Origin of the sequence: Nocardioides sp. Iso805N (assembly GCF_000364605.1) — a bacterium.
Lineage (GTDB): Bacteria > Actinomycetota > Actinomycetes > Propionibacteriales > Nocardioidaceae > Nocardioides.
Window position 1 is genome coordinate 23,874 of sequence record NZ_KB822575.1, and the last position, 24,353, is coordinate 48,226.

21 protein-coding genes are annotated in these 24,353 nt (G+C 70.1%); 9 read left to right on the plus strand and 12 right to left on the minus strand.

The window, feature by feature from the left end:
• The first annotated feature begins 2 nt into the window (after window positions 1–2).
• From H036_RS0100095 to H036_RS0100105, 3 genes are all read left to right on the plus strand, one after another.
• On the plus strand, window positions 3–410 hold the full coding sequence (locus H036_RS0100095; RefSeq protein ID WP_017932725.1) for a MarR family winged helix-turn-helix transcriptional regulator: 408 nt from the start codon (window positions 3–5) through the stop codon (window positions 408–410).
• A gap of 76 nt (window positions 411–486) precedes the next feature.
• The gene (locus tag H036_RS0100100; protein WP_017932726.1) at window positions 487–993 is read left to right on the plus strand and encodes a PH domain-containing protein; all 507 of its coding nucleotides are present in this window, start codon (window positions 487–489) and stop codon (window positions 991–993) included.
• On the plus strand, window positions 990–2,549 hold the full coding sequence (locus H036_RS0100105; RefSeq protein WP_017932727.1) for a PH domain-containing protein: 1,560 nt from the start codon (window positions 990–992) through the stop codon (window positions 2,547–2,549). The genes H036_RS0100100 and H036_RS0100105 overlap by 4 nt, the downstream gene beginning before the upstream one ends.
• Before the next feature lie 55 nt (window positions 2,550–2,604).
• Here H036_RS0100105 and H036_RS0100110 read toward each other — a convergent pair whose 3' ends face one another.
• The 9 genes from H036_RS0100110 to H036_RS25615 form a co-directional block, all read right to left on the minus strand.
• Window positions 2,605–2,862 carry a hypothetical protein gene (locus tag H036_RS0100110; protein WP_017932728.1) on the minus strand — a complete coding sequence of 86 codons (258 nt, stop codon included), beginning with the start codon at window positions 2,860–2,862 and terminating at the stop codon, window positions 2,605–2,607.
• A 64-nt stretch (window positions 2,863–2,926) separates the two neighbouring features.
• The gene (locus tag H036_RS21295; protein WP_017932729.1) at window positions 2,927–5,242 is read right to left on the minus strand and encodes a lysylphosphatidylglycerol synthase domain-containing protein; all 2,316 of its coding nucleotides are present in this window, start codon (window positions 5,240–5,242) and stop codon (window positions 2,927–2,929) included.
• Window positions 5,239–7,416 carry a phage holin family protein gene (locus H036_RS21300; RefSeq protein WP_017932730.1) on the minus strand — a complete coding sequence of 726 codons (2,178 nt, stop codon included), beginning with the start codon at window positions 7,414–7,416 and terminating at the stop codon, window positions 5,239–5,241. The genes H036_RS21295 and H036_RS21300 overlap by 4 nt, the downstream gene beginning before the upstream one ends.
• 93 nt (window positions 7,417–7,509) lie before the next feature.
• Window positions 7,510–8,268: an MBL fold metallo-hydrolase gene (locus H036_RS0100125; protein ID WP_017932731.1), complete on the minus strand. Its 759-nt coding sequence runs from the start codon at window positions 8,266–8,268 to the stop codon at window positions 7,510–7,512.
• 31 nt (window positions 8,269–8,299) lie between these two features.
• Window positions 8,300–8,677, minus strand: a complete 378-nt coding sequence (locus H036_RS0100130; RefSeq protein ID WP_017932732.1) for a VOC family protein — start codon at window positions 8,675–8,677, stop codon at window positions 8,300–8,302.
• On the minus strand, window positions 8,677–9,183 hold the full coding sequence (locus tag H036_RS0100135) for an SRPBCC family protein (protein WP_036487194.1): 507 nt from the start codon (window positions 9,181–9,183) through the stop codon (window positions 8,677–8,679). The genes H036_RS0100130 and H036_RS0100135 overlap by 1 nt, the downstream gene beginning before the upstream one ends.
• Window positions 9,184–9,209: 26 nt before the next feature.
• Window positions 9,210–9,548 carry an ArsR/SmtB family transcription factor gene (locus H036_RS0100140; RefSeq protein WP_017932734.1) on the minus strand — a complete coding sequence of 113 codons (339 nt, stop codon included), beginning with the start codon at window positions 9,546–9,548 and terminating at the stop codon, window positions 9,210–9,212.
• 98 nt (window positions 9,549–9,646) lie between these two features.
• Complete coding sequence (locus H036_RS24080) at window positions 9,647–15,253, minus strand: DUF7507 domain-containing protein (RefSeq protein WP_017932735.1); 5,607 nt, start codon at window positions 15,251–15,253, stop codon at window positions 9,647–9,649.
• Window positions 15,243–15,563, minus strand: a complete 321-nt coding sequence (locus tag H036_RS25615) for a hypothetical protein (RefSeq protein ID WP_017932736.1) — start codon at window positions 15,561–15,563, stop codon at window positions 15,243–15,245. The genes H036_RS24080 and H036_RS25615 overlap by 11 nt, the downstream gene beginning before the upstream one ends.
• Before the next feature lie 500 nt (window positions 15,564–16,063).
• Between H036_RS25615 and H036_RS21310 the strand changes: the two genes are divergently transcribed.
• The 3 genes from H036_RS21310 (at window position 16,064) to H036_RS0100165 (ending at window position 18,976) form a co-directional block, all read left to right on the plus strand.
• Window positions 16,064–17,386, plus strand: a complete 1,323-nt coding sequence (locus tag H036_RS21310) for a glycosyltransferase (RefSeq protein WP_017932737.1) — start codon at window positions 16,064–16,066, stop codon at window positions 17,384–17,386.
• Entirely contained in the window at window positions 17,383–17,949 is a 567-nt protein-coding gene (locus tag H036_RS0100160) for a hypothetical protein (protein ID WP_017932738.1), read from the plus strand. The genes H036_RS21310 and H036_RS0100160 overlap by 4 nt, the downstream gene beginning before the upstream one ends.
• Before the next feature lie 124 nt (window positions 17,950–18,073).
• Entirely contained in the window at window positions 18,074–18,976 is a 903-nt protein-coding gene (locus tag H036_RS0100165) for a pyridoxamine 5'-phosphate oxidase family protein (RefSeq protein WP_017932739.1), read from the plus strand.
• A 409-nt stretch (window positions 18,977–19,385) separates the two neighbouring features.
• Here the strand turns inward: H036_RS0100165 and H036_RS0100170 are convergent, their stop codons facing one another.
• Together H036_RS0100170 and H036_RS0100175 are read right to left on the minus strand one after the other, a co-directional pair.
• On the minus strand, window positions 19,386–19,616 hold the full coding sequence (locus tag H036_RS0100170; protein WP_017932740.1) for a hypothetical protein: 231 nt from the start codon (window positions 19,614–19,616) through the stop codon (window positions 19,386–19,388).
• Window positions 19,617–20,231: 615 nt separating this feature from the next.
• Window positions 20,232–20,600 (minus strand): ArsR/SmtB family transcription factor, encoded by a 369-nt coding sequence (locus H036_RS0100175; RefSeq protein ID WP_017932741.1) that lies wholly within the window; start codon window positions 20,598–20,600, stop codon window positions 20,232–20,234.
• Between the two features lie 86 nt (window positions 20,601–20,686).
• On the opposite strand from H036_RS0100175, the gene H036_RS0100180 reads away from it, so the two are divergent.
• Window positions 20,687–22,120 carry an NAD(P)-binding domain-containing protein gene (locus H036_RS0100180; RefSeq protein ID WP_026145670.1) on the plus strand — a complete coding sequence of 478 codons (1,434 nt, stop codon included), beginning with the start codon at window positions 20,687–20,689 and terminating at the stop codon, window positions 22,118–22,120.
• A 32-nt stretch (window positions 22,121–22,152) separates the two neighbouring features.
• The gene (locus H036_RS0100185) at window positions 22,153–22,590 is read left to right on the plus strand and encodes an arsenate reductase ArsC (RefSeq protein WP_017932743.1); all 438 of its coding nucleotides are present in this window, start codon (window positions 22,153–22,155) and stop codon (window positions 22,588–22,590) included.
• Between the two features lie 288 nt (window positions 22,591–22,878).
• Here H036_RS0100185 and H036_RS0100190 read toward each other — a convergent pair whose 3' ends face one another.
• A complete protein-coding gene (locus H036_RS0100190) occupies window positions 22,879–23,820 on the minus strand; it encodes a DUF1214 domain-containing protein (RefSeq protein WP_017932744.1) in 942 nt (313 codons plus the stop codon).
• Between the two features lie 264 nt (window positions 23,821–24,084).
• Here H036_RS0100190 and H036_RS21315 point away from each other — a divergent pair.
• A partial coding sequence (locus tag H036_RS21315) for a transposase (RefSeq protein WP_036487202.1) occupies window positions 24,085–24,353 on the plus strand: 269 nt, incomplete at its 3' end.

Below are 24,353 nucleotides of genomic sequence, written 5' to 3' on the forward strand. Positions count from 1 at the left end.
CGATGTTCGCTGACAAGCATTTCCACCTGATGCGGGTCGTCATGCACGAGTACACCGCCCGCTGGAACGCCGTCACGCCGGGGCTGACCAAGCCGCAGTACGCCGTGCTGGCCGCTCTGGCCCAGCAACCCGGGCTGACCCAGAGCGCGCTCGCGGAGGCGGCCGGGATGACGAAGACCGCCCTCGCCGAGCTGCTCGTCCGGCTGGAGGAGCGTGGCGTGGTCGAGCGCCGGATCTCTCCCCACGACACCCGCTGCCGGCTCGTCTCGCTCACCACGACCGGGGCCGACCTCCTGGCCACCGCCCGGCCGCTGTGCGAGCAGCTCGACGCGGAGTTCCTCGCCCCGCTCGACGCCGCCGAGCGGGCGACCCTGCTCGACCTGCTGCAGCGCCTCCGCGCCCAGGTCTAGCGTCAGCAGGGGCCGGCGGCGACCTCGCCCACCGGTTCTACTCCGTCAGCGGGCGCCCGCGCGCCATGCTTGCGCCGTGAGCTCCTCTCCGACACTTCGCGAGCCGTCCCGACGGGTCTCCCCGAAGGCTCCGGCGTACTGGCGTGCTCGGATCGCCGCCGCGGGCGTCGCGCTGTGGTGCGCGGCGATCGTCGTCGCCGTGCTTGCCGCACGGACGCACGGCTGGTGGACGCCGTTGCTGTGGCTTGCGGCGGCGCTCCTGCTCCTCGTGCCGATCCCGTGGCTGCTCGTGGTGCCGCGCCTGCGGTACCGGATCCACCGCTGGGAGATCACCGACATCGCTGTCCACGTCCGCTACGGCTGGCTGGACCTGACCGACGAGATCGTGCCGCTCTCCCGCGTCCAGACGGTCGACTCCACCCAGGGCCCGCTGATGCGCCTGTTCGGCCTGCGGACCGTCACGGTCCGGACCGCCTCCAGCGCCGGGCACGTCGAGATCGCCTGTCTGCCCGACGACCTCGCCCAGCAGGTCGTCGCGCAGCTGGTCACCATCGCCGGGGCGACGCCGGAGGACGCCACGTGAGCGAGGAGTGGCAGCGCCTCGACGCACGCACGCTGATCACCCATCCCGTGGCGAGCGCTGCCCAGACACTGCTGTCGGCAGCCGTCGCGATCGTCGTGATCGGCCGCAACTCAGGGCTGAGCGGCGCGGTGCTCATCGGCGCGTTCTTCGTGATCGCTCCGGGGGTGCTGCGCTGGGCCACCACGTCCTATCGCGTCACGGCCACGCACCTCGAGGTACGCCGCGGCCTGCTCAGCCGCTCGACCCTGACCGCGCGGCTGGACCGGGTCCGCACCATCGACACCCAGGCCTCGCCGGTGCACCGGATGCTCGGCGTCGCCAGGCTGTCCATCGGCACCGGTGTCGACGAGAGCGCGATCGAGCTCGACGCGGTCAGTGCGGAGGTCGCCGAGCAGCTGCGTCGCGCGCTGCTGCACCACCCTGACGCGCCCGAGGCACGGCCCGCACCCGGCACGCCCGGCGCCACCGCCGCAACCGCCGCAACCGGCGCCACCGGCGGTGCGGCCGACGTTGCGGCCGTCATCGACGACCCCGGGCCCACCAGCCGCGAGATCGCGCGGCTGAGCTGGTCGTGGATCCGGTACGCACCGCTGAACCTCGGCCAGCTGGTCGTCGCGCTGACGGCCGCCGGTGCGCTGCTCGGCAAGCTGCACGACGAGATCACCTCGCAGGAGGTGACCCGCGCCTGGCACTGGTTCGGCGGCGAGGACCTGCCCGTGCTCCTCCTCGAGGGCCTCGCTGTCGGCCTGGTCGCGTGGGTGGTGCTGTCCTGCGTGTTCTACGCGCTGCGCTGGGCCGGCCTGCGCATCACTCGCGAGCACGGCAGGAAGGGCACCGTGCTGCGACTGGTGCACGGCGCGTTGACCCAGCAGAGCACCACCCTGGAGGAGGCGAAGATCCGCGGGGTCGTCATCCGCCGCCGGACCCTGGTCGGCCTGGCCGGCGGCGCGGAGCTCGGCGTACTCGCCACCGGGCTCGGCTCCGAGGAGGCCCGGCTGCTGCCGCCTGCGCCCGGGCAGACGGTGCGGGCGGTCGCGGTCGAGGTGATCGGCGAGTACGCCGCGGTGCACGCGCCGATCACACCGCACGGCCCGGCCGCGCGACGGCGCTGCTACTGGCGCCGGCTTCGTCCGGCCCTCGCCCTCGTCGCCCTCGGCGTGCTCGCCACCTGGGCTGCCGACACCCAGGCACCCGACGGCTGGGGCGACGTGGACATCTCGTGGTGGTGGCCGGTGGCACTCCTGGTCGTCGCCCTGGCCCTGGCGCTACCGCTCGCCGAGCTGCACTACCGTCGCCTGGGCCACGCGCTCACCGAGGGCTGCCTGGTCAGCACCTCCGGCGGGGTCTCGGCTGTCCGGACCGCGCTGGCGACCGACGGCATCATCGGGTGGCGGATCCACCGGTCCTTCTGGGATCGCCGCCTCGGCCTGGCGCAGCTCGTCGCGACCACCGCTGCCGGCCCCGAGCAGGTGACGATCGCGAACGTCCCGTTCGAGAAGGCCGTCGACGTCGCCGTCGCCGCCACCCCGGCGATGCTCGCGGACTTCACCGCCTGACGCTGCCGATCAGGCGCGCGCGGCGCGCGGGCAGGATCGCTGCGCCCCCTCGACCTCACCGGGAGCTCGACCGCGCCAGCCTCAGCTCCCAGACCCCGACCACCGCGTTGGGGACGGCGCAGAGCAGGAAGGCGGCCGCCCAGGCGTAGGTCTTCGCGCTGCTGCCACCGAGGGTGACCGTGAGCGCACCGCAGACGGTCAGGGCGGCGGCGCCCCCGATCCGCGCGCATCCGAGGCCGCGCAGGTGGTCGAGCTCCCAGCGCGGGATGAGGCGACGTACGCCGGTGCGCAGCGCCGCGGAGTGCTCGCTCATGGGAGTGCTCCTCCTCTCTCCTCCAGTCTGTCTCGGCGAGCAGCCGCAGGCCAGAGCAGGTGCCTCAGAGGTAGTCCTCCCGACGCAGCCAGCGCAGCGAGTAGGAGCCGACCACCGGCGGCAGGTACGACGTCGCGATCCGCTGGGTGACGGCGATCGCGAACGCAGGCGCGGACGGCACCCCCACCAGGCCGAGCGTGGCGGCGATCGCTGCCTCGCCGACACCGACGTTGCTCGGCACCGGGATCACGCTGGCGATGAGCCCGGACGTGGCGGTCACCGCCACCGCCTGGGCATAGGAGATCCCCGGATGGATCGCCTCGACCATGCAGAGCATCGCCACGGCGGTGACCGCAAGCGAGGCGAGGTTGCTGCCCAGCAGCAGCGCGGTCCGGGCCGGGCTGGTCGTAACGACGCCGAGCGCTTCGCGCAGCTGGTGCAGCGCCTTGATGGAGGACCGGCGCAGCTTGGGGACGGCGACCACGACCGCCGCGGAGACGACCGCGGCGACGGCCAGCAACACCAGCAGCCGGACCAGGTTGTCGGTCTCCAGGGTCACCGAGGAGAGCAGGTTGTCGTCGACCAGCAGGAAGACGAGCGTCACCACCACGTTGACGACCGAGCCGGCGGCCGAGTCCAGGGCGGTGGCCGTGATGCCGGCCGCCGGTCTCTCCCCGAACTTCGTCACGAACGTGGCGGTGAGGGCCGCGCGGCCAGCCGTGGCGGACACGGCGAGCCCGACGAGCTTGATCGCGTACTGGAGGTGGACGAGTGGGACCAGCGGCAGCCGGGTGCGGACCGCGGACATGGTGGTCACCGCGTCGCACACCGACGTCCCCTGCGCAATCAGGAACCCGATCACGATCCACGCCCAGGTCGCGTTCTTCCAGGACTGCCACACCAGGTTCCAGTCCAGTTGCACCAGCGCCGTCAGCAGTGCGTACGCCGCGATCAGCATGATCGTGATGCGCAGCAGGTCCTGCCACGCGATCCGCACGATCGGCGCCGGGGGTGCGGGCGGGACGCCGGCCCGTTCGCCGATGAGCCGGCGCAGGTCGTCGAGCACCGTTGAGGGACGCCGTACGCCGGCCCGCAGGCTGCGGGGCAGTGCGGCGCGCTGGAGATAGGGCTGCGCGTCGGCGAGGGCAGCCGGTCCGAGGGCGGCGACCGCGGACTCCACCGCGCGGTCCGGCCCGACCCGGAGCGCCAGGCTCGTCACCAGGGTCGCCACGTCCTGCTGGAGCCGGGCGGGCGGCGCTGCCACGGAGCCGTCGCCGAGGTCGAGCAGGAGGACCGAGCCGTCGGCGTACGCGAGGTGCTCCAGGGTCAGGTGGCCGTGGGAGAGCCCCGCGTGGTGCAGGAGGCCGACGTTGTGCCAGGTCTGCCGGAGCGACGCATCGGTGAGCGGAACCTCCGCAGCATCGCCGCCGACCGCGGCTGGTGGGGCGAGCACCAGCAACGCATCGCCGCCGGCCTCGGCCGCCGCGACGACGGGCGCGACCGGGACGCCGGCCTGCTCGGCGAGCAGGGTCAGCAGTGCCTCATGCTCGACCAGCTGCAGCCGGGTGGCGCCGGGGATCACCTGGTCGCGGTAGACGACCGTTCGCCACCACCGGGACACCCGGTAGGCGTCGACGGCGTCGCGGCCGTAGACCTTCACGAGCAGCGGAGCTCCGCGGGCTGCGGTGGCCTCCACGACGCGGGCGCCGATCGGCTGCTGCTCGGCGAAGCGGAGATCGTGCGCCTCCACGCCCAGCGTCTGCAGCGAGGCCGCGATGTCCGCCAGGTCGGGCTGGCCGCCCGGCGAGCCGGCCACCAGCAGTCCGAGACCGGCGCCCCCGAACCCCCAGCCCACGGCGCTGAGCACGAGGGCCGGCTCGCCCGTCCCCGCGGTCCAGGCGGCCGCGGCGAGCAACCCGATGAGGGTGGCGTCGTAGCGCCGCAGCGGCTCCACCATCCAGGCGCGCAGCACGAAGAGGGCGGCGGTCAGCGCGGCCAGCGGCACGACTCGCTCGTGTCCCCCGACGACCAGCGACGTGACCGCCCCGCCGGCCGCCGCCAAGGGCACCGCGACCAGGAGGGTCAGGGACAACGGCGCGTGCCGCCACCGCGACGCGACAGCCACGAGGACGATGCCGACGACGTACGCCGCGGCGAGCAGGTAGACCGCTCGCCCGGCTGTGACCGTCCAGCCCGGGAGCGAGGTCGCGAGCCGGGCGGCGGCGTCCTGGACCGGGCCGTTGTCGTGGGCCATCCGGGTGCCGATCCCGCCCCCCAGGATGCCTGAGACCGCGGCGGCGACGTCCAGCGGTCGCCGGGCCCGCGGACTCTCGGGATCGACGAGCCATCGGACGAGCGGACGGCGGCCTTCGGTGCTCACGGGCCCACCGGTGCAGCGGCGTCATCAGCGCCATCGGCGTCGTCGGCATCCTCGGCGTCGTCGGCGTCGTCGGCGTCGTCGGCATCCTCGGGCAGGCTGGTGCGGTGACCCAGCTGCACCAGCCAGTCGACGAGGACGCGATGCAGCTCGTGGGCACCCACCACCATGTCGTCGGGGAGCCTCAGCTCGGCCGGGTAGACCACCATCGCCCGGTCCTGCCAGCCGCCGAGACCGCCGTGGCAGCCGACGAGGTCCTCGAACGCGGCGACCTCGCCCAGGTCGTCGACCATGCTGTTGACGTAGAGGTCAGGGGCCTCGTCCATGGCTGCGACACGCTGGATGAAGCCGCCGGCGAACGGGCCGAACCGCTCCAGCGGGTCCTCTCCCCGCACCTGCCCGTCACCGAGCCGGTGCTCTCCTCGCGGCCCGAGCACGACCGTGCCGTGCTCCGCCGAGCGCGCGACCACGAAGCCGACCCCGGGGTGGCCCACCATGCCGGGCACGAGTCGCGGGAACTGGTCGCAGATCTCCTCCAGGGTCAGCCGGCGCGGCTCGCCGGCGACGTAGACGAGGCCGAGGTTGCCCGACCCGAAGACCAGGAAGCGATTCGCCCCCTTCGTCGCTGTCTCGCCGCTGACCTCGCGGCTCGCCTCACCGCCCGCCGCGCCGCCCGCCCCGCCCGCGCCGACGGAAGTGTCGTCGGTCAACCGGTCGGAGACCCGGTTGAGCGCGCGCCCCATGGCCGAGTCCCCGTCTCCCGCGGAGGCGACCATCGAGTTGAGCGAGCCGCTGCCCTCCGCATTCCGCACCGCGTCCAGGGTGGGCGCCTCGGTCAACCGGGCGACGAGCGCGGGCAGGTCCTCGCCGTACCGATCGGCGAACGTCTCCCCCTGCGACTGGCCGTGGTCGGACAGGACGACGATGTGGTAGCGGCGTGGTGCGACCTCGGCGACCTTCTCGAGCTGGGCGATCACGGTGTCGATGCCCTCGAGTGCGGAGAGCGACTCGGGCTGCAGCAGGCCGGCGTGGTGGGCGACGGCGTCGTAGTCGACGTAGTCCACGTAGACGACCCGGCGGCCGCGCAGCATCGCGTCGGCGACCAGGGTGGTGTTCAGGTCGCGGAGTACGCCGACGAGCGCGGCCCGCTCGGCCGCGAAGCCCCAACCGCGGTGGATCCGCGGGCGCACGTCGCGGCGCTTGGCCCGCGCGGCCTGGAAGCGCTCCCGGACGAGCTCGGTCAGCGTGTGGTTGAAACTGCGGGCGAACCCGGCGGGTCGACCCAGGAAGTCCGAGATCGCCTCGCGCGCCTGCCGGGTCGCGCGGGAGCGATCGACTGCGCTCATCGTCGCGATGGCGGTCGGTGCGTCGCCGGTGAAGAGGTTGCTGATCGAGACGCCGTCGTCGGCGAGCAGGCCGCGGCCGTTGGAGTGCCGGGCCTCGATCTCCGCGGCGTCGCGCGGCCGGTTGGCCACCAGGACCCGCTGGGTGGCGCGCTCGACCCACCGGAAGGCCGGGATGCCGTCGATGGTGCCGTGCAGGATGCCCATCTGGCTCGCCGGCGTCGTGGCTGGCAGCATCGGGCGCCACTCGGCCATCCGGTGGCTGCCGCTGCGCACCCAGCGCGACAGCGTCGGCACCATGCCGGCCCGCACCCCGACGTCGAGGACCGGGAACGGCACGCCGTCGGCCTGCACGAAGACGATGCCCGGGATCTCGGGGTCGGCGACGGTGACCCTGGTCCGTCGGGCACGCCGCAGCAGGGACGCGGTGACCGCGTCGTCGGTGCCGGCGGTAGCCAGCCAGATGAGGACGGTCGACACAGCGGCGACGAGCCACGCGGTCACCACCGACCACCAGAACGCCGTCCACCCGGACTGGCCCGTCGGGTAGATCACCAGCCAGGTCGCGAGCCACTGCCCGCCCAGCCCGAGCAGGACCGCGCCGACCCAGCCGAGTCGCACCGCCAAGGGGGTCAGCACCATCCGCAGCACCAGCCCGCTGAGGAAGACCAGCGCACCGGCCGCGACCGCCTGCTCCCAGCTGTGCACCTGGTCGCCGGGGGCGAGCCAGGATCCGAGCCACAGCCCCAGCGAAGCGCCGAGCACGCCGATCAGCGCTGCACCGACGTCACGCCAGCCGAGAGAGCGAACGGCCGACGACAGCTGCCAACCCATGGCACCCCTCCTCACCGCACTCGGCCTGCGGAGCCCCGGGGTCGATCATGCCGAGGGCGACAGACCGTTCCCTCGCCTGAACAGGGTGAACGGCTAGGGCACGAACCGCTCGCCGGGCTCGAGGACGACGGCCTCGGCTCCGCGGCCCACCATCGCCGCGGCGAAGCGCTCGCCCGGCGTGACGAACATGTGCTGATGCGTACGCCGCGCCACCACGGCGAGCCCGCGCGGGAAGAACGTCCCCCAGTGCACCGGCACCGCCCAGTGGGCGCCGACGTCCCCGACCAGGTCGGCCGCCTGATCGGGGTCCAGGTGCTCGTCGCCGAGCGAGTGCCCCCAGCCGCCGACCGGCACCAGCGCGAGGTCGACCGGGCCGACGGCCCGGAGGTCCACCTCCGTGCCGGTGTCACCGGGGTACCAGAAGGAGCGGTCCCCGGAGGTGACCCGGAAGCCCAGGGCCGGGCCGCGGTAGCGGGACCACGGCAGCCGCCGCCCGTCGTGATGTGCCGGCAGCACCGTCACGTGCACGCCGGCGACGTCGAGCTCATCACCCGGCTGCACGGGCCGGACGTCGTGGCGCCCGCGCAACAGCCGTTCACCTCCGCGCGGCAGCAGCACCGGTACGTCGGGGGCGACGCGGGCCAGCGAGGGCAGGTGGCAGTGGTCGTGGTGCAGGTGCGAGACCAGCACCACGTCGGCGTCGACGGCGCTGTCGTGCGGCGCCACCGCGTAGCGCCGGAGGTGGAAGAGGTGGTTGGTCAGCAGCGGGTCGATCGCGACCCGGCGACCGGCGATCTCCACCGTCGTCGAGGCGTGCCCCCACCAGGTGACGGCGAGCGGGTCGGTGCCCATCTCCGGAGTCTGGCAGTGCGGGGAGACATGCTCAACCGAGCTTCGCGGTCTCCCAGGTCGAGAGGCAGAACGGGTGCCCGGCGGGATCGGCGTAGACCACGCAGTGGTCCTCGTTCGGCTGGTGCTCGAACCGGGTCGCGCCGGCGGCCAGCACCCGCGCCCCGGTGGCCACGAGGTCGTCGACGAAGAAGTCCAGGTGCATCTGCATGGGGACCTCGCCGCCGGGCCAGGTGGGCGGCTGGTGGTCGGGGACACCCTGGACCCCGATCTCGCCGTACGGACCTGTCACCGTCGCCCAGCCGGCGTCGCCCAGCGCCTCGCCTGCGGTGATCTCCGCGTAGAAGCGCGCGAGCGCGATCGCGTCCGGCGCACTGACGGTCGTGCCGCTGAGGCGGATCACGTCCGACATCAGCCGACGTCCATCGCCTGGTAGGTCGGCGTCAGCTCGGTCCAACGCTCGCGCCAGTACGGCGAGGGCGCGTCGGCGGACCAGCCGTCCGGGTGGACCGAGGCCCCGGTCTCCAGGGACCGGCCGAGGTCCTCCAGGTGGGCCTGCCAACCGGCGCCGTGGAAGGGCAGGTTCTCGATGAGCAGCCCACGCTGCTCGACGACGAGCCGGGTCCGCTCGCCCTCCTCGCTCAGCCACGCCTCTGTCTCGCCTTCGTCCGACGCCCCGGGTGAGGTCCGCAGCAGCAGGTGCCGCGGCGCGTCGCACACCTCCACGACCGCGGGCGTGCTCGCCGAGCTGGTGAAGGTCAGGTGGATGGTGCCGCCGACCCGCCGGTCGCCCTCGACGTCGGCGAGCCAGCGCGCCAGCCTGTCCGGCGTCGTACAGGCGTCCCAGAGGTCCTCGATGTCGGTGTCGTAGACATCCTCGACGCGTACTGCGCCGCGGGTCTCGTCGAGTGCTCGCATCGATCCGATCGTTCGCACGTCCTGGCTCACTGCTCCACGTCCTTCCTGGTCCTCTTGGCCTTCTTGCCTCGCGCCACCTCGGTGTGCAGCGCGTCGAGCCGGTTCTGCCACAGCGCTCGGTAGTCCCCGAGCCAGTCGTCCACCTCGACGAGCGGCTCGGGCCGAAGGCTGTAGATGCGGCGCTGGGCCTCCTGCCGTACGTCGACCAGGCCGGCCTCGCGCAGCACCCGCAGGTGCCGGGACACGCCCGGCCGTGCGATCGGCAGCGCCTCGGCGAGCTCGCCCGCCGTCGCCGGGTGGTCGCGCAGGATCTCCAGCACCGTGCGCCGGCTGCCGTCCGCCAACGCGTGCAAGACCGCATCCATGATCAAGACCGTACCCTTCCTGTTACGTATCCACAAGGGTACATAAAGCCGGACGCCGAGCCTGTCGAGGCGCCTCGGCGGCAGCGGGACGCCTTCGGTCAGGAGCGCGACGCAGGCGTACGGCGCCTGGGCCGACGCACACCAGCGGCCACGAACACCGCTCCGAGCCCGACCATGCCCCCCGCCAGCCAGAGCAGGCCCAGCGGGATCGTTGTTCCGGTCCCCGGCAAGGTGTCCGCTCCGGCCGCTCCGGCGGCCGTCGAACCGGTGTCGCCGTCCGGACCCGTGTTACTGCTCGGGCCGGTCGTCGTGGGGAGGTGCACCCGGGCCGTGTCGGCCGCGCTCGAGCCTTCGACGCTCGCATGTGCGGTGTTCACCACGCTGCCCTTGTCGATATCGCCTGCGTTGAGGCGCTGGTCGGGGACCGTGCAGACCATCGAGTCACCGGCGGAGAGGTTCCCGGCCGGGCAGCTCACCGGCCCGGCGGAGGGGTCGGTGACGACGACCCCGGAGAGCCGGGTCGTGCCGGTGTTCGTGACAGTGATCCTCCAGCGCACTCTGTCCCCCGGATCGGGGTGCCCGGCGGCAGCGCCGTCGAGCGCCCGGCCCGTCTTGTGCACGGCCAGGCTGGCGCCGGTGGGCGCACTGCCGCGGATCGTCACCGTCGCTGTGGACGGAGCCGACTGCACCAGCGGGGCGGCCGCTGCGGCCAGGAAACCGGTGTCCGCCTGCGGCGCGTCGGACTCCGATGCGGTGGCGACGGCGGTGTTGACGATCTGCGCGAGCTGGAAGTCGCCGGCTACGACCGTGTAGGCGGCCGTGCACCGGACGTGCTCGCCGGGCGCCAGCGGCTGGCTCGGACAGCTCGCCGTCGGGACCGTTCCGCTGCCGGTGAAGTGCTGCTCGAGGATCGCGATCCCGGTGAGCGCGACGTTGCCGGTGTTGGTGACGTCGAAGGTGTAGATGACCACCTGTCCGGTGTGGGTGGCAGTCGTCGGCGAGGCCGACTTCGTCAGCTTCAGCGCGGGTGCGGGGCTCTCGGGGATGACAGCCGAGTCGGCACTCGACTGGACGGCCGGACCCGCGGGCGGCAGCGCCGTGGCAACCGCCGTGTTGGTGACGCTGCCGCTGGCGATGTCGGCAGCGGTGAGCGCGTAGGTGGCGGTGCAGGACACGGCTCCGGTGGGAGCGAGCGAGGTGGCGGCGGAGCAGCTGAGCGCCCCGAGAGTGCCGGTTCCGGTGAAGAGCGACTCGACCACTGTCGGAGTCTCGAGCGTCACGTTGCCGCGGTTGGTGACCACGAAGGTGTAGGTGATCGGCGCTCCGACGGTGAACTGGGTCGGCCCGGACGGGTCGGCGGACTTGACCAGGGTCAGCTTCGGCGACTGGTCGACGGTGACCTGGGCGGTGTCCTCCGCTCGGGGATCGGTGTCGCCGGCCGGCCCCGATGCCGCGGCCACGGCCGTGTTGATGATCGCGCCGGCGTCGATGTCGGACTGGGTGGTGGTGTAGCCGGCGGTGCAGGTCATGGTCGCGGTGCGCGCCAGCGCCGTACGCGGGCAGGTGATCTGCGGGGGCTGGCCGGTGCCGGTGAAGTCGGACTCGACGACCTCGACGTCGCTGAGCGCCGTCCCGCCGGTGTTCGTGACCTCGAACGCGTAGCTGATCTGCTGGCCGGCCCGGTCGACCACAGTGGGTGATGCCGTCTTGCCCAGGGTGAGCGCCGGCGGCGGGACGGTGTCGACCGCTACCACCGCCGTCGAGGGCTCGCTGTCCACCTCGTCGCCGCTCGGCGCACTCGCGGTGGCGACGGCGGTGTTGGTGATGGACGCGGTGCGCATGTCCACGTCGGTGACCGCGTACGTCGCCGTGCACGTGACGATCTCACCCGGCGTGAGCTCGGTGTCGGGGCAGGCTGGGACCAGCGCCGGGCCCGTCCCGGAGAAGCTGCGCTCATCGATCGCGAGTTCGGTGAGCGGGACGTCCCCGGTGTTGGTGACCTCGAACGTGTACGCGATCTGCTGGCCGACGTCGGAGGCCGTCGCGAGGGTGGCCTCCTTCTCCAGCGAGATGCTCGGGCTGGCGGCGTCGGGCACCAGGACCGTGTCGTCGGCCGACGTCACGGGAGGCCCGGTCGGCGGGAGCGCGCTGGCGGCGGCGGTGTTGGACAGCTGGTGCGCGGCGACATCGGCGGCAGTGAGTGTGTACGTCGCCGTGCAGATCACCTGGCGACCGGGCGCGATGTCGACAGCGGGGCAGTCGATCGGCGAGAGCGCGCCCGTCCCGGTGAAGCGATCGTCGGTGATGCTAACCCCGTGCACGGTGGTGTTGCCGGTATCCGTGACCACGAAGGAGTAGGTGAGCTGCTGGCCGACGGTGAAGGCCAGCGGTGTCGAGGGCGCGACGGACTTCACGAGGCTGATGGCCGGAGCCTGATCGACGCTGACCGTGGCGCTGGACGTGGCGGTCGGATCGGTGAATCCCGCCGGAGCGTGGGCGGTGGCGGTCGCGGTGTTGTCGATCGAGCCTCGGTCCACGTCCGCCTGTGTGACGGTGTAGTCGGCGGTGCACATCGTCGACTCACCGGGGGCGAGGTCGAGACCCGACGCAGGGCAGTCGACGTCCGAGATCTGGCCGGTGCCGCTGAAGGCCGACTCGTCGATCGTGAGGTCCTGCAGGGCGACCCCGCCGGTGTTCTCGACGTCGAAGGAGTAGGTGACCAGGTCGCCGTCCGCATCGACGACGGTCGGTGCGGCGGACTTCGTCAGGGTCAGCGCCGGCGGGGCCGCGACCCGGACTGTCGCGGTGGCGGGCGCCGTCTGCGGGACGGGTCCGGCCACGGGCGTCGCGGTGGCGTACGCAGCGTTGGAGACGCTTCCCAGCGCGACGTCACCCGGCTGGACGACGTACGTCGCCGTGCAGTTCACGCTCGCGCCCGGCGCGATCGTCCAGGCCGGGCAGCTTGGGGCCGACAGCGTGCCGGTCCCGGTGAACGCCGTCTCGTGGATGACGGGCGCGCTCACCGGGACCTGGCCACCGTTGGTGACCTGATAGGTGAAGGTGACGGTGTCACCGGTCGCGGCGACCTGGCGGTCGACGGTCTTGGCGAGCTGCAGCCGGGCGTTCGGCGTCAGGGCGTTGGTCACGGTGATGCCGTAGGCGCCCGAGGGTCCGGTGACGGTCAGCGTGGCCGGTGAGATGTCGGGTGCGCCGACCCACGAGTATCCGGCCGGGAGACTGGGAGGTGGGTTCTCGGTGATCGAGCACTGCTGACCGTCGAAGACCGAGATCGGGCTGGCCGTCGCGCTCGATCCGCCGGCGGGCACGGTGGCGCTCCACGGCGTGCTGCCCTGGTAGACGCAGTCCACGGTCCCGGTGAACGTGAGCGCCTGGGTCACGCCGCCCGCAGGAAGGCCGGCGAGCTGCTTGGTGACGGTCACGCGTGATGCGGTGCCCGCGACGGTGAGGATCGCCGTGCTCGAGTTGCTGGACGGGACGGGGTCGACGAACTGGTTGGCACCGCTGGTCGCCGATCGTGCTGTGGCGGTGTTCTTGTAGGTGCCGCCGACGGGTCCGGCGGTCCCGTTGATGGTGAGGGTGACGCTGCCCTGGTTGCTCGCGATCGTGGTGATGGTCGAGGTCAGCGTCCGGCTCGCCGCGTCGTACGCCAAGGCTCCACAGGTCGATCCTGCGCTCGCCGCACAGGAGGCGGAGCCGAAGGTGAAGCCGATCGGAAGAGGGTCGGCGAACTGCACGGACTGGGCCGGGTTCGCGCTCGCGTCGGAGACCTTGACGGTGTAGGAGACGGGGTCGCCGGGCTGGACCGAGGATGGGCTGACCGACTTGTTGACCGCGATGTCGGCGCACGCCGTCGTGGCGGCGACGGAGGCCTGGGAGGAGCCGACCACGGGGCTGGCCGCGCTGACGTAGGCCCGGTTGGTCACGGTGTTCGACGTCGGACAGGTGGTGCGTCCGGCCGCGATCGGGTCGAGTCGTGCCACCACCGTCAACGTGGCGCCGACGGGGAACGCGTCGACCGCGCCCGACCAGAGATTGAACGAGCCCGTTCCGCTGACCTGGCGCGAGGCGATGAACGAGGGGCAGTCGATGCCGCCGGCCCCGGTGCAGGACACGATCGTCATGCTGACGCCGGCGTAGATCTGCCCCAGCGAGAGGTCGAGCTGATCCTGGATCGTCGCGCCGTCCGCAACCGACGGGCCCGCGTTGCTGTAGACGACCGTGTAGGTCGTCGGGTCGCCGGGGAAGATCGTCGCCTTGTCCTGCGTCTTGGTCACCCGGAGGTTCGCCTGGGGGCACGGGGTGGGCGGGGGCGCCGTTGCGGTGACCTGGACCTGGTTGTTGCCGGTGACCGTCTCCTTCACGCCCGTGGGTGCGGTGATCGACGCGGTGTTGGTGAAGGAGGAAGAACCCGAGGAGGAGCAGGGCGGCTGCGGATACAGCGTGGGCGTCGCGATGATGCTGAGCACGATGCTGGAACCCGCGGGCAGGGTGCCGATCGGATAGCTGAGGCTCTGGCCGCTGAAGGAGAGCGTCTGGTCGGGGACGTTGGGACAGGTGGCGCCGCCTGTGGTCACGCAGGAGGCCACATGCTCGGTCACTGACGTGACGGGATTGCTGTAGGTCAGCGTGTCGGCGAACGTGGCCCCGTCGGCTGCGGCGGGCCCGAGGTTGCGCATCGTGATGGTGTAGGTGAGCGGCGCCGTCGGCGAGACGGTCGAGGCACTCTGGGTCTTGCTGATCGACAGGTCGGTCGTCGGGCAGGCCGCGGTCCCGGTGCCGTAGGAGTAGATGAACAGGTCGGCGGTTCCGACGTTCGTGAAACCCGAGGGCACCGTCGCCCGCCCGTCAGCGCCGATCGTCGTCGACGTGACGCCACACGGCGGCGGAGAGGTCAGGACCGGCGTGAAGGTGTACGTGACGGTGATCGTGGCATTCACGGGCCAGACCGGCTGGCTCGCCGAGAACAGTCCGACGAACGTACCGGTCACGGGAACGCTGGCGGGAACGGTCGGGCAGACCAGTCCGGCGGAGGCCGTGCAGCTCACGTTCGACACCGAGATCGAGCTGAACAACACCGCGGGCGACACGCTCAGCATGGCGCTGATGGAGGTTCCAGGCGCCGGTGCCGGGCCGTTGTTCGTCCAGGTCACGGTGATCGTGTTCGGGGTGTCCGGAGGGAGCGCATGGGCCGAGTCGACAGCCGTCGTGGTCTGGGTCTCGGTGAGGGTGACGCCCGTCGTGTTGTTCATCGCCGTACTCACCGAGCTCGAGTTCGAGGTCAGGTCGTAGTCCGTGGTCCCGGCGGGGGCCGTCACGGTGCCCGAGGTCGTGACCGAGGAGGCCGACGGGGCAGCGAAGGTGCCGGTGATGGTGATCTCGATGTAGCCCTGGTGCGGGAGCAACCCCGCGTTGCCGCGCACCTGTGAGTTCGAGGTCGTCATCGTGGCCGGGCAGGTCGCTGCACTGAACGCCGTACACGTCGCCGACACCCCGGTGGCACCGGCCGGCATGGAGATGCTGAAGGCCGCTCCGTCCGCGTCGGGCAACGAGTTGTTGCCGACCCTCGCCACGTAGGTGAACGGCGCACCCGCGACCGCTGAGGCCGGGCCGGTGATGTTGATCGTCACGTCGACCTGCGACCCGGGTACGACGGCTTGCGGCGCGGCGAGTGCATCAGGCGCCACGGCGCGGGTGCTCGGCAGGGCCGGCGAAGGAGACGGTTCGCCCGACGCCGGCTCCTGGCCGGGTCGTGCCGTCCCACTCGGACGGCTGGTCGCTGGCGCTCCCGGCGAGGGGGCGTCCGTGGACGGCCGTGAGGACGGGGCCGACCCGCCGGAGGCGGGTGCCGAGCTGGGGGAGGCGGACGGAGCCGACGCTGCCGGTGTCGACGCCGGGGTCGGAGACGTGGATGGCGCCATCGAGGCGGACGGGCTCTGCACGGCGGTCGCCGCTGTCGCGGGCGACGGAGAAGGATCCGCCGACGCCGAGGTCCATGACGTCAGGGAGATACTGCCGAGGACCACGGTGGCGACAACGAGGAAACCCACGACGCGGACCCACGGCGAACGCTTCGAAAGCCTGGCCATGGCACGCACAAGGCCGCCCCTGCCTCCCGAGCCCGTGTCGGAGCGAGCACCTTTCGACGGTAGGTGTGACCTTCTCGCGGTGTCAACGAGCAGGCACCGTTGCCCGGCGACGCGAGCCGCCTGATCGCTACCACCACGCGCTGCTTCCGCTCCGCGCAGAGAGACGCCCGTCGGAGGGCCGTGCGAACCAGTCAGCGTGGGGCAGCCGGGGCGCTGAGGGCCTCCCGGCCGTGGCATCTGCGCCGTACGATGCTTGAGGAGTGTTCGTCACGATCGGAACGGCTTGTGCGCGCCCATACCGCCTGGGGTGTGGCATCAGCGTTCAGGTGACGAGCGCGACGTAGAGGCTCCGGCGGACGCCAGGTTGCATCGCCGACGCCAGAGACTCGAGTTCCGAGGAGGCCGCAGGTGCCGACGACGTTCAGCGAATGGTTCGTTCAGCTGCTGGTCTTCGTCATCGTCGCGTACCCGATCGTCGGCGGACTGGCGTTCATCGTGTCGAGTTTCTATTACCACGTCTTCTCCGAGAAGCGGGACCTGCCGCGGTACCTCGAGCACGGCGAGCCGTACGTGTCGATCTTCGTGCCCGCGCACAACGAGGAAGCCTCCATCGAGAGCACACTGCGCTACCTCGAGACGATGCTGAACTACCCCGCCCAGCGATACGAGATCATCGTCATCGACGATGCCTCCACGGACCGTACGCCGCAGATCCTTGCCGGCTTGCAGGGCGTGTACTCGAACCTGCGGGTCATCACCATCGTGAAGAACCGCGGGAAGGCGCACGGCTTCAACGTCGCGCTCGCCTTCGCGCGGGGGGACTTCATCTTGTCCAACGACGCCGACACCAAGCCGAACCCGGACGCGCTGTGGCAGTACATGAGCTACTTCGAACGCGAAGGCGGCCAGAACGTCGGGGCCGTGACGGGCAACATGCTGGCCGCGAACCGCACGACGCTGACCGCCCAGGCACAACAGAACGAGCTGAACTCGATCATCGGCCTCATCAAGCGCGCCCAGATGTCCTACGGTGCGCTGTTCGCGTTCTCCGGCGCGAACACGATGTACCGCAAGCAGGCGGTCCTCGACGTCGGCGGCTGGCATGCCGAGCAGCCGACCGAGGACATCGCCATCGCATGGGACATGCAGACGGCTGGATGGCGGGCGCTCTTCGCGCCGCACATTCGATTCTTCCTCGACGTGCCCGAGCGGTTTCGGCTGTTGGTCAAGCAGCGGAGACGGTGGTCTTCGGGCGGTATCTACGTGCTGGCGAGCAAGGGCCCGAGACTGGTACGGCACCCCATCCGAAACTTCCGAATGATGCCCGTGATCACCGACTACACCATCTCCATCGTGTGGAGCTTCCTCTACTGGGTCAGCATGGCGCTGTTCGCCGGGACGCAGCTCTACTTCGCCGCGACGAAGAACTGGGAGCGCTTCTTCCACAACTGGTACATGGTCGGCATCTTCGTCGCCATCCACATGGGGATCGGGTTGGTCCAGCTCACCGCCGCGTCGTACTACAACGACGGTGGAAGGACGCTGAAGTACGTCTTGTTCGCGCCCTGGTACATGCTCGTCTACTGGATGGTGAACACCTTCACTGTCGTACTTGAGCTCGTCCCGACGCTGGGGAAGGTCTGGTCGCGGCGCGACGGTGGTACATGGGTGTCCCCGGACCGCTCCGACAGCCTCCAGGACGTCGAGAAGGGGTATCGGGAACCCGCATGAGTGGCGAGCGTGTCAGCGGTGCCCCCGACCCGCAACCAGTCCAGACGGTGCGGGAGCCAGGAACGCCGTCCTACCTGGTCCATCGGGTCGAAGAGAAGGACGTCACCGTCGACTGGTTCTTCGGTCACCACCATGCGGGGACGAAGATCGCGCAACTGGTCCTGGTGCTGGTCGGCTGGTTCTTCGTCATCCTCCCGGTGGCTATCACCACCTCTGCTCTCGTGCATCGCCACGACGACATGAGCGGATGGTGGGGATACCACGAAGGATTCGCCATGTGGACGGAAACCATGGTGTTCCTCGGAGTCCTGCTCGTCCTGTTCATCGTCGGGTTTTTGGTGCTGCACCTCCTCGACCGCGCCGGGCGACGGTCGCAGGACCGGAGCAAGACCTACGACGAGGAGGTGCTCGCGCTGAGGCTCGAAGTCGCGGAGGAGTGGTACGGCGACAAGTTCGGCCCCGCTGACCTACGCCGGCAACAGGACCGAGTCGAGATCGAGCCGTACGGCGACGTCGAGACCTACGAGTTGCGTGACCTCTACCGCACCTTCGATATCGAATGATGCGGCCACCCGACCGCGCCCGCGGTGCAGCCGGAGGATCTCACGCGCTGGCACGCGTACAGACGTCGGCTGAGGGAGTGGGTTGATTTCGTTGTCACCCGAAGACGAGAACCTGCTGGCAGCCATGAAACTGCGTGAGCTCGACCTCAAGCGCAGGCGGGGAGCCTCCGACGCCGTCCTGTATCGCGTACGACGCTACCGGACGGTTGTGTCGATCCTGGCGGCTCTGGGCTTCTCGCTGGCCGTCACAGGGACCGTTGCCATCATTGTCTGGCTGGTCCCCGCACCTACACGGTGGTTCTTGACACTCGCCGCGATCGCCGCCGGCGCGTTCGTGGGAATGTTGATCGGGGAGCGCCTCTGGGAGACCAACCGAGGCCGGCGGCTCCTCGCACGCGAGGAGAGCCAGTTGAACACGAGGTACAGCGAGGACCTCCACGCGGGTCGCCGGTGGCTGCAGTTCTTTCGCCAGGGCGAGGACATCTCCGCCTACGTCCCGCAGATCCTGTACTTCATCGAGTCGGAGGCTCGGTTCAGCTCAGTGGGTGCAGCCCTCGCCTTGGCAAAGGAGAGGCGGCACGAGAGCGCCGCCTTCGCCGCACGCGCCCTCGGGCGATTCAACGACGTCGCCGCCCAGACGAACCTGGTCGTCCTCTCGAGTACCGATGAGGCAGGGCAGCCGTCGAGCCGCACCATGAATTTCGTCAAGAGCGACCGACCAGGAGTGTGGTTCGTGACGACGGCGCCGGAGAGTCCGAAGATCCAGGAACTCGACCTGGGCAAGGTAGCGCTGGTCACGCCCCCGACAGGTTCGGGTGCTGCGATCAGCAGCAATCGACTAAGGCTCCGACGCTCAGGGTTTCCCTTCAGCGATGTGGCAGAGCTGTACCGCAGGCAGGTCCCGGGGTACGTCGAGGCGATGACCAAGGCGGAGGAGGAACGCGAGCTGGTCTACGAACTGAGCCTGCTCTCAGCGAGGGTCGACACCTGGCTCGAGCACGACATCGTCGACTTCCACAGCCCCTGAACACCCGATTCGTTGCCCCATGCGGCCACAACCCGTGCGGGGGGCAGGGGCTTCGAGCTGGAAGGGTGTGCCGAGCCCAGCATGTCCTGTCCGCTGTCGGCGGGCTGCACCTCCCGCCAGGAACAGGACTGCTGCGTCAGCCGTGAACACGGCCGCCCCGTTGGGGGTCGAGAATCCAACTCAGCCTGCTTGTTCGCCGCTGTCGACGGGCGAGCGCCCCGGCGCGAGGAACGTCAATAACACGGCACTGGAACGCGGCTAGACCGGCGACCGGCGACCGCTGTCCTGCGCGGCCACGGGGATGCGAGACCCACACGGACGCGCAGGGAGAGCAACATGATCGAGAGGCTGCCTCCAGGTGGCCTCAAACCGGAGTTAACTGGTGGGCAGGCGGCCATCCTCCGACGCGTCAGGTGATGCGGATGTGCTTGGTCAGCCGAGTCGGCTTGGCGTTGAGGTCGAGGTTGCGCGGGGTGACGTCGAACCACGCCTTCTTGCGGCCACGCCCGATCTTCGAGGTCTTGATCTTGAGCTTGTTCGCGACTGCGCAGCTGGCGTTCCTCTTGCGGAGGATCACGCGCTTCTTGACACCGACGGTCAGCGTGCCGTGCCTTGGGCAGACCGTTGAGAGGACCTTCACAGAAGCGGTGATCTTCGCTCGACGAGAGGCCTTCTTAGGGAAGTTGTGACCAAGCCGCAGTGTGGTGGGCTGCCCGACTGTTGGAATGGCCGGGTTCTGGACGAAGGCCGGGCCCAATATCCGGCGAGCGTGCCGCGGCGGAGGTTGGGCAGGCTGTCGAACTCGCTGATGACGCCGTAGAGGAGGCCACCGAGCGGCTGCACGTCGGTCATCGGAACGACGCTCGCCGTGGGTTGAGCCCGAAGGGAACCGGTCGTGAACTTGAAGGCAGCCAGGGACGCTGGCGTGTCTCTGCGGTGGGCCCACAGGTCGTTGCCCGTCGGGAAGAACTCATAAGCGTGTTTGCCTGAGCCCAGTGAGTTCCCGTCCGGCGCTGCTAGGTACCTAGCGCAGCAACCACGGCGGCCCTGGAGCCTGCTGCAGGTAGGGCATGAGGCTGGGCAGACCTCGCGTGGCCCAATGCTCGCCGCCGCCTGACCGGCGCTGAGCCACACCGTGACCTAGCCTGTGCGCCGTACCTGATCTCGCCGTCGTTCGAGTGCGACATCGGGTCCGCCTATCTCCGTGGTACCGAGGACTGTGCTCGCAGGGCTCTGTTACGAGGGTCCTTAGCGGTCAGACGGCCGGAGCCAGCGCGCCGGCGAGGGTGCTGAGCGCGGCCGGCACCACGGCGTAGTAGGCCCACCTGCCGCGCTGCTCGCGGGTGACCAGACCGGCCTCGACGAGGATCTTCATGTGGTGCGAGACCGTCGGTTGCGCCAGGCCGACCGGGTCGGTCAAGTCACACACGCACGCCTCCCCGCCGGTGGCCGCTGCGATCAGGGACAGAAGCTTGACCCGAGTCGGGTCGCCCAACGCCTTGAACATCCGCGCCAACGTCGCGGCGGTCTCATCGTCGACGACGCCGCCGGTCAGCGAGGAGCAGCACCCGTCCAGCCCTGCGATCGAGACATCGGGCTGAAGAAGCGGCAGCGCGGTCGGCATGGGAACAGTCTGCTTGTTGCATTGACATTTGTCGATGCGTGGCCTCAGGGTTGATCCATCGACGTTCGTGAATGTGAGGTTGGACCATGAGTGCGCTTCCCGTTGTTGTGATCGGTGCCGGACCGCAAGGGCTGGCTGCCGCGGCGCATCTGCTCGAGCGCGGCTTGGAACCGTTGGTGCTCGAGGCCGGCGCCGGCCCGGCCGCAGCGGTCGCGCAGTGGGGCCATGTGCGGTTGTTCTCGGCGTGGCCCGAGCTGGTCGACCCGGCCGCGCAGCGCCTGCTGGAAGCCTCGGGCTGGGTCGCCCCGCTCTCGGGGTATCCGACCGGTGCGCAGTGGATCAAGGGCTATCTCGCGCCGCTGGCTGCCGCGCTGGGCGAGCGGGTCTGGTACGACGCCCGGGTCACCGGCGTCTCCCGCAAGGGCCGTGACCGGCTCGTCGACGCCGGCCGGGGCGAGCAGCCGTTCACGGTCCACCTGACCGATGGTGCCGGCACCGAGGTCCGCCTCGAGGCGCGTGCGGTCATCGACGCCTCCGGCACCTGGGACAGCCCGAACCCCGCTGGTGCCGATGGTCTGCCTGCGCTCGGCGAGCGCGCCAACGCAGATCTGATCTCCTACGGCGTGCCCAACAGCCAGGAGCCGCAGCGCTACGCCGGCAGGCACACCGTCGTCCTCGGTGCCGGTGACTCCTCGCTCAACGCGATCATCGAGCTCGACCGCATCGCCCAGACCCACCCCGGCACCCGGATCACATGGGCACTGCGCCGCGGTGGTCCGGTCGAGGCCAACAACACCTTCGGTGGCGGCGCGGCCGACCAGCTACCCCAGCGCGGCGCACTCGGGATCCGGGCACGCAAGGCCGTCGAGGAGGGCCGGATCCAGGTTGTGACCGGCTTCCGCACCGGCGAGCTCGACCGCATCCCCAACCCCACCAACAGCGACGTGCTCAGCGACACCGACAGCGACGCAAGCAGTGACCAGCTCGTGGTGGTTGCCGAGGACGGTCGTCGGCTCGACCCGGCCGACACGGTGGTGGTGCTGACTGGGTTCCGGCCCGACCTCTCGGTCCTCTCCGAGCTGCGCCTTGACCTCGACCCCACCCTGCAGGCGCCGCGGGCGATCGCGGCGGAGATCGATCCCAATCTTCATTCCTGCGGCTCGGTGGCAGCGACCGGTGCCCGCGACCTGGCCCATCCAGGCGAGCCGGACCTGTACCTGGTCGGGATGAAGTCCTATGGCCGCGCGCCGACGTTCCTCGCCATGACCGGCTATGAGCAGGTCCGCTCGGTGGTGGCGATGCTTGCCGGCGACGTCACGGCCTCTGAGCGCGTCGAGCTCGTGCTGCCCGACACGGGCGTCTGTGGCGGCTCCGGGCTCTACGACGACCCCACGAATACTGCCGGCGGGGGCGGGTGCTGCGGTGCTCCAGCGCCTGCCGGGACACGTGCAGAGCCCGAGCTGCTGAGCATCGGGCTCGGAGCGGCGCCCATCAGCGAGCGGCCGGCCGGTGGCTGCTGAGCCCCACCACCCATCCCCGTAGGAGCCCAGCCGTGAACGCTCAACCCACCACAGCGATCACAACTGACCAGAGCGGCAAGCCCACCGTCCTGTTCGTGTGCGTCCACAACGCCGGCCGCTCCCAGATGGCCGCCGGCTATCTCCAGCACCTTGCAGGCGATCGGATCGAGGTCCTCTCCGCCGGATCCCAGCCCGGCAACCAGATCAATCCCGTCGCCGTCGCCGCCATGGCCGAAGAGGGCATCGACATCGCTAGCAACCAGCCCAAGGTCTTGACCTCCGAGGCGGTGCAACGCTCCGACGTCGTCGTCACCATGGGCTGCGGCGACGAGTGCCCCTTCTTCCCCGGCAAACGATACGAGGACTGGAAGCTGGATGACCCCGCCGGCCAAGGCATCGAGGCAGTGCGCCCCATTCGCGACGAGATCAAGACCCGCATCCAGACCTTGATCGACTCGCTCACGATGTGAGCTTGGGTCAGACCCTAGGAGGCAGTGGGGACAGGTTCGCCGCTTCGACCAGGGCGAGTGCGTACGGACGCCAGGCGAAACCCGGCCATCCTCTGATCGGGCGCCGTTGGAGGTTGGCGGTCGGCCCATCGCTCACGACGCGCCGGCAACCGGCAAGGGAACTCCGTTCGCATGCCCAGATCACCCGACCGTGACCGCGGTCGACTTATCTGAACCAGATGCTCGTTTCCGTCGTCGGCACCGCGGGTGACCATGCCTGCAAGGTCTGATGCACCTCGGAGTGTCCGGTCAGGACGACCGGTCGAGCTCGGGAAAGCTCCATGAACCGTCGAGAATCTCTGGCCGCGGGCGGTACATGCGAACAGCGAAGTTCCAGCCGTCCTGCAGCGGCAACGGATTGATGTCGTTTGCGTCGCCACCGAAGGTCACCGTGATGGATCCGTCAGCGTTCGCCTTACCAGAGACACTGTTGACGCTGTAGGCGTCGAGGTCGTTCTTGTGGAGGAATCCGTCGCTGCCGTAGACGGTGATAGACCAGAATGCGTCGACGGGGACGTCGTTGGCGGTGATGGTGTACCGGCCGACCGGCAGTCCCGGCTCCCGGGACTCGTAGTACGCCTCTTGTTCGGGTAGCCCACCCCATCCGCTGGCAGTGCCCAGCAGATGAGCATGGGCGTCGACCTCTTCCTTCTTGCCGAACATGCCATGGGTGCCATGAATTCCGTGTGAGGCTTCGGCGAGAACGGAGGTACGCACCGCCGTGAAGGATTCCTCGTCGTAGTCAGGCAGCGCGAGTGGTTCGATCGCTCCGGCGGTTAGAGAGAACCCATCCTGGATCTGGTTCGCCTGTGCCACATCCTCCGGATCAGAGGCGTCGACCAGCACGCGCGCCGCCAAGAGCACGTACGGGGTGTCGAACTCGTCGGTGGTCAACTCGTACTCGCCAGGGTCGGCGAAGACCCGGTTGATGTAGTGGTCCTGGTTGACCACCATCACCGTCATGTACCGGCCACCGGCACCAGGGACGGTCAACGTTGCCCCGTCCGAGATGTTCGCCACGACCATGCTGTACAGAGTGTCCCGGTTCGTGCGGATGACTGTCTGCTCGTCGAGCGCCGCAGGCTTCCGGTGGTGCTTCCACTGGTTCACCCCACCAGCCTGTGTCTGAAGGCCGACGAGCATCCGATTGCTCTCGGCCCTCACGAAGTTCTCCTCGGTCACCGTGATCATCCCAGCCTCCACGGGGCAGCAGTGCGCGGACTCAGATGGTCTCCGTCGACGAGTCGGCCGCCATCACCCGATGCGGGTGACCACACCCGGGACTGTGCAACGACCGGATCCGCCGCCAGTCGAGACAGGCGTCATACGATCCCGTCACCTGAACCGCGTAGGGCCGGCAGTCTGTCTCGACGCAGGCTCGAGGGGCCTGACCCCGGTTCTTGGACACGCTGAATCCAGCACCTGGTGCTGGGGAAGCGAGATGATCCGAGAACTATGGCCAGGAAGAACTACTCCGAGGAGTTCCGTCGTCAGGCCGTCGACTTGTACGAGACCACGCCTGGTGCGACGGTCCGCGCTATCGCCGAAGATCTCGGCATCGTGCGCGGCACGCTGCGGAACTGGCTCGAGGTCTACGGGACCGGCAAGAAGACCGCTGCGGACGGGACGTTGACCTCCAGTCCGCTGCAGTCCAAGACGTTCCCTACGAGCTCGTCGGCACCGACTGATGAGACGCCGGAGCAGAAGATCGCCCGACTTGAGGC

Bases quoted from the DNA above. Each gene is read 5' to 3' on its own strand.
- H036_RS0100095 (WP_017932725.1), top strand. From the start codon at position 3: ATGTTCGCTGACAAGCATTTCCACCTGATGCGGGTCGTCATGCACGAG.
- H036_RS0100110 (WP_017932728.1), bottom strand. From the start codon at position 2,862: ATGAGCGAGCACTCCGCGGCGCTGCGCACCGGCGTACGTCGCCTCATC.
- H036_RS21300 (WP_017932730.1), bottom strand. From the start codon at position 7,416: ATGGGTTGGCAGCTGTCGTCGGCCGTTCGCTCTCTCGGCTGGCGTGAC.
- H036_RS0100125 (WP_017932731.1), bottom strand. From the start codon at position 8,268: ATGGGCACCGACCCGCTCGCCGTCACCTGGTGGGGGCACGCCTCGACG.
- H036_RS0100130 (WP_017932732.1), bottom strand. From the start codon at position 8,677: ATGTCGGACGTGATCCGCCTCAGCGGCACGACCGTCAGTGCGCCGGAC.
- H036_RS0100135 (WP_036487194.1), bottom strand. From the start codon at position 9,183: ATGCGAGCACTCGACGAGACCCGCGGCGCAGTACGCGTCGAGGATGTC.
- H036_RS0100140 (WP_017932734.1), bottom strand. From the start codon at position 9,548: ATGGATGCGGTCTTGCACGCGTTGGCGGACGGCAGCCGGCGCACGGTG.
- H036_RS25615 (WP_017932736.1), bottom strand. From the start codon at position 15,563: ATGGACCTCGGCGTCGGCGGATCCTTCTCCGTCGCCCGCGACAGCGGC.
- H036_RS0100160 (WP_017932738.1), top strand. From the start codon at position 17,383: ATGAGTGGCGAGCGTGTCAGCGGTGCCCCCGACCCGCAACCAGTCCAG.
- H036_RS0100165 (WP_017932739.1), top strand. From the start codon at position 18,074: ATGAAACTGCGTGAGCTCGACCTCAAGCGCAGGCGGGGAGCCTCCGAC.
- H036_RS0100175 (WP_017932741.1), bottom strand. From the start codon at position 20,600: ATGCCGACCGCGCTGCCGCTTCTTCAGCCCGATGTCTCGATCGCAGGG.
- H036_RS0100180 (WP_026145670.1), top strand. From the start codon at position 20,687: ATGAGTGCGCTTCCCGTTGTTGTGATCGGTGCCGGACCGCAAGGGCTG.
- H036_RS0100190 (WP_017932744.1), bottom strand. From the start codon at position 23,820: ATGATCACGGTGACCGAGGAGAACTTCGTGAGGGCCGAGAGCAATCGG.